We start from the raw sequence: 5,368 nt of genomic DNA on the forward strand, positions 1-5,368 counted from the left end.
CCGAACGAATATGCAAAAGGCTTGAGGCAGTTGGCTCATTAGCCAGCTTCTTGGCGTCCGCTGCCATGGGACAGGCCCACCCCTTCCCGCTTTTCAGGCTCAACACTTGACTTGAGTTTTTGCCCTGCGACGCTTATTCGGCAAACGTAAAGCTTTCCTCGGCCAGGCCATGATCCTTTCTGTACTGTTCGTCCCATTCGAAGTAACCGTCCGGTTCTTCGGCGCTGACACCTCGCTGCCAATAGTGCTCGCCATGCGCCAACTCCATGGCCCAGTGGTATTCCAGCTCGTGGGCACGCACCACAGCGGCCATGTAACCGCCCAGTGCATTATTCACCAACGGTGAAGCAAACAGCAGCGACTCGGCTTGCGCCTCTGACTTGCCGGCATAGTTGACCAAAATGGCCTTTATGACTTCCAACCACGTATGGAAGTTGAACACCACCTGCTCGTCCGGCTGCGCTTCATTGATCAAGACAATATTGTCGACGACCTGGCTCTTATCCATCATAACTGACAACCCTTTACCTTGAAGCGGTCGAACAACGCCGCTGCCTTCTTGGAGAAAATGGCGAACTGGCTTCCCTTGCTGGTCGGCTTTGCCTTGCCTCTTTTCACAGCCTGAGGGTTCCCGAGCATTGGGCCGCGGACACCATCATGCCCATGCTCGAGCGTCCCATTGCGCCCCTTGGTGACGTACTCCGCCCACTCGCCATTGGCGGAATCGAACACCTTCACGTCCAGTTTGGCGAGTTCGGCATTGGGAATATCGAACTGCGTAATCGTTGGGTGGCTACGCATGTTAGCCCATTCAACCGCTTGCGCCTTATCGGTTGTCACATAGAACCCTCCCTGGCCGGCAGGGTTGAAGTCCAGCCCGGGTCGCCCTTTTGAAGGGTCGATGGCGCCCTGGATATCCCCGGCATGGTAGAAGGTCGTCACCCCTTCTGTTGCCGACAACCCCAATGGGTCAATCCAGGTGAGGGGGTTGGGGGCATAGCGATAAAGGTTGATGCCGCCCAGCAAGCCGATAGGATCGGGCTGGGTAAACCGACCGATATCCGGATCATAGAACCTGAACGTGCTGTAGTGCAGCCCCGTCTCCCGGTCCAGGTACTGCCCCTGCAAGCGCAGGTTCTGCTGGCTGGCCTGTGCCGGCGCATGCCACTCCTGGCAGCTGTTGCCCCAGACGTGAAAGTCGCCTTGCCAGACGCTCGTGCCCTGCTCATCGGTCAGTTGCTCTGGCAGACCTGCCGCGTTGGTATGGAAGTGCAGTACCTGCTCATGACCAGGCGCGCCATCCACCCTGGCCAACGGCTCATGCCCGCCGCCGGTGTACAGGTAGAGACTCGGTTTTCCGTCCTGTACCTCCTGCAACAACCGCAGGCCCTGCCAAAGGAACGCGGTACGACTGAGCGGCGTCTCATGCGCGTCCCGGTAGAGGCGTTTTTCGATGCGCCTGCCCAGCGGATCATAGGCAAACTCGACCCGCTCACGCAGCGGCCCGCGCTGCTGCCTGACAAGCACCAGCCGGTGCTCGGCATCGTACTCAAAGTACTGGATCAGATGCTTGCCAGCGCGCTTTTCGCAGAGTCGACCAAAGCGGTCGTAACGGTAACGGCGGTCCTGGAAAACCTTCACCCGATCGTGCCGGACCCGGCCGTTGACCTGGAACCCCTCGAGCAGGTTACCGGCGCGGTCATAGCCAAAGTGCTCGGCCATCGCCGGCTGCGGGTGGGGCATCTGGCGCGATGCGCCATGGATGCGCCCGGTAGGCCCATACCCGTAACCGGCACGGCCCTGGTAGCTGCCCCGCCCACCGGCACCGGCCTGGAAACGCCCGATCAGGTGTTCCAGGTCAACGCCCAGCCCACTGCCGGAACGCTGAGTCTGGGTCAGCAGCTCACCGACCAGGTTGTCACCGGCATCGTATTGATAGTCCTTTTGCAACAACGGCAGGCTGCCCAACGCAGCGTCGTGGTATTCAACGGCCTTGCGCACCAGGCGCCGAGTGCTGTCGTAGTGTGTCCTGGTCTGTAGTGCGCCTTGGCTACGCAGTACCTCGCCATGCAAGGCATCGCGCTCGAAATCGCTTATCACACGACCGTCAAGGTTGATCTGGTGCAGGTGGCCACTGCCGTAGCGCAAATAATTGATCCGCCGTGTGTCTGGCAGCGTCAGGGTTTGCAGGTTGCCCAGTGGGTCATAGGCGTAACCCAGCTGTCCGGCGCCGTGGCTCTCGCTCAACAAGCGGCCGATAGCGTCATAGGTAAACGCCAACTCCTGACGCTGCCCTCCGTGCCGGGTGAAACAGATCGCCAGCAGGTTGTCGGCGGCATCGTAGCGGTAGGTCGTCTCACCATCATCGGTACACTTGCGCACCAGGCGGCCGACGGCGTCATGTTCATGGTGATGGATCTGTGCCGGCGGCTCCGGTTCCGCCGGGCTGCCCGGGAATACAGGTTCCGCGGTAGCGCAAGGAAGCACGGTGCGCTGGATGACATTGCCCAAAGCGTCGTGACGCAGCGTGCAGCCACCGCCATCGAGATTGCGCTGGCTGCTCAATCGATCCAGTGCATCCCACTCAAAACGATAGTGCTCGCCGTTTTCGTTCTCCAACTGCTGCAAGCGACCATAGGCATCCCACCCCAGGCGCACGGTGTGACCTAGCGCATCGGTGCGTTGCAGCAGTCGTCCGCTGCCGTCGTACTGCCATTGGGTCACGCGCTGCGCCGGGTCGACATGGCGGGCCAACTTGCCGGCCGCATCGACCTGGTAATGCTCGACCCTGCCGTCGGCCAACTCACGCTGCAGCAAATGGCCACGAGCATCGAAGCGGTAGCGCGTGGTGCCACCCTCGGCGTTGCGTACCTCACTCAGGTGCCCGCGCCAGTCATAACGGTAATGGGTCTGCTGGGCAGAACAGTCGCACGCGGCGATCAGTTGCCCGCGATCATTCCAATTGAAAGAGCGCTCCTTTCCCAAGGCGTCGACGCTGTGCACAAGCCGTCCCTGGCGATCGTAGGCGTAACCTGTCGTCTGCCCGAGCGGATCGACCTCAGCCAGCAGGTTGCCCCGCCCATCATAGGTATATCGACGCTCACCGCCTGCCCCGTCGGTGATCCGGCTGGGTAAAGCCCAATGTTCGGTATAGGCGACACTCTCACAACGCCCCAACGGATCGGTAGTGGCGACCAGTCGCCCGAGGGCATCGTAGCCATAGGACCACTCGCCACCTTGCGGATCGAGGGTGCGCCGCAACAAGCCATCGACATAGTCGTGCCGCCATGTGCAGCCCAATGCATCGATGTAGGTGTGGACCTCATGCAAGGCACCCCAGTGATAGTGCTCCACCCGCCCCAGGCCATCGATGACCTGGGTATGGCCCTGCTCCAGGTCATAGGTGAAGCGATAGTCCTCGCCATCGCTGCCCCAATGCCTCACCACACGCCACTCGTGGCCTGGCTGAGGCTCGAGCAGCGGCGGCATGGCATAAGGCGTGCCATCCAGGCTGCAAGGCTTTCGCGAAACCGCCGCAGGTGCAAAGCAGGCCCATTGGTAGTGCCGCGTCGCGCCCGTGGGCAGCGTATGGCTGGCCATCAACCCTTGGTCGGTGTAGGTAAACTGCCTTAGCACTTGCCCTTCGGCATCGGCGACAGACTCCAGCTGCCCTGCCGGGGTGTAGCGATACTGCACCAGGCATTCGCGCTGCTCGACGGCAAAGGCCTGGCCGGCCTGCAGGTGCAACCTGTGGATCTCGGCGACCCGGCGCGGTTGCCCGTCGGCAAAGCGCAGCTCGATGAAGGTGCGGGCGAAGGTGTCACCGAGGAACTGCAACCGCCCCTGTTCGTCGTAGAACAGCTCCAGGCAGTTGAGGTTGCGATCGCCTACCTTGACCAGCCGCGACCGTCGGCTATCCAGCGGATCGGTGTGGAACACCTGGTACAACCCGCTGTTGATGTCCTCGACGATGGTGAAGCCATTGTCCTGATGAAAGAACGCCAGGCCATCGAGAATGCTGACGAAGGCACTGCCTACCTGCAGGCGGCCGAGTTCCAGCCTGGAGCCTTCTTCATCGATGTAGATCCACAGCTCGCCACCCTCTGGGTGCGCGACACGCTCCAGACGCACTTCGTAGGGCACGCTCCAACCCATGCCGAACAGGCCATCGGTGCGCAGGTCGTTGCTGTCATAACGCCGTGCCCAGGTAATCGGGACCAGCGCCGCCAGCTTGAAATCCACATCCTCGGGGCCTTCCTGAAACTTGCGGCCCGTGGACGGTGCCACCGGGTTGCCGACCCCGCAACGGCGCCCTTTGAGCATGCCACGACGGCTGATGAGCATCCCGGCGATCAAGCCGATGATCTTCGCCGCCGCACTCTTGCCGTCGTGAATGTCGCGCACCGTCGTGGTGCCGCCACCGATGCGCACGTTCGGCGAATAGGTCATGCCGATCGGCCCGTCGCAGGTGGTCTTGTCCCCTACCCGGGCGGCGGGCTGGCCGTTGATGAACACCTTGTCCGAGCCTTGGGCGACGAACTGCTCGGGCATCGGCGGATGCTTGCTGCATACCACCTTGTCCTCGGGTTTGGGAATCGACCCGGGTGCCGCCGGCGTGGTCACCGGCGGGTTGAAGATGCTGTTGATCTCCTGTGCCAGGCCAATCACCGGCATCACCATCGAGGCGCCGACCATGGCGTAGGCACCAATGTTCTCCAGGATCGACGGTTCTTCGCCGGGCTCCGGTTCCGCTACCGGGCCGCCGCTCACCCCGGCGGCTCGCGCCGCGAGGATGCCGTTGATGCGGGTGTTGTGCGAGCCACTGCTGATGGACCCGTAGGGCTCGGGCGGGAACATCGAATTGCCGACCCAGTTGCTGAAGTCGCTGATGTGATCGCCAATGCTCTTGTCTTCACCGGTCGGCAGCATGGCGGCAGCACTGACCATGGCACCGGCGATCAGTGGTGTGAGCGCAGCGGCGGCACCACCGGTACCGACCACGGCCACCACCGCACCGCCGATGGCGGCCCCGACCGCAGCGACGGCCGCCGCATAGACAGCCGCCTCGACCAGGCCACTGACCAGTTCGGCCATCAAGGGTGGATGGAGGATGAGGTCGCCCATGCGGGCAGCGTGCAGGCTGTCGTCCATGAAACCTGGGAAATCCTTGGGTGGAAGCTGCGCAGGGTAGCACTGGCAGGGGTGCGGCTTACATGCTGGCCAGGCGCCACAATGCTCTGTTCATGGCGCCATCGTGCCTGCGTGCTGGCGAACCAGGCAACGCGATGCCTGGCACCGGCCATGCCGGTGTTCGCCGGCAAGCCGGCTCCTACAGGTTTGCGCCGCACCCTGCCCCGTAGGAGCCAGC

At 62.5% G+C, this 5,368-nt stretch carries 2 protein-coding genes; both read right to left on the reverse strand.

Translation table 11 applies throughout. The features are described from left to right. Positions 1-133: 133 nt before the first annotated feature. Entirely contained in the window at positions 134-511 is a 378-nt protein-coding gene (locus NJG22_RS24190) for a hypothetical protein (protein ID WP_217853701.1), read from the reverse strand. Continuing rightward, a complete protein-coding gene (locus NJG22_RS24195) occupies positions 508-5,151 on the reverse strand; it encodes an RHS repeat-associated core domain-containing protein (protein WP_253098435.1) in 4,644 nt (1,547 codons plus the stop codon). Before NJG22_RS24195 ends, NJG22_RS24190 begins: the two co-directional genes overlap by 4 nt. Positions 5,152-5,368: the final 217 nt, after the last annotated feature.

This window comes from Pseudomonas sp. VA159-2, from assembly GCF_024126635.1.
Lineage (GTDB): Bacteria > Pseudomonadota > Gammaproteobacteria > Pseudomonadales > Pseudomonadaceae > Aquipseudomonas > Aquipseudomonas muyukensis.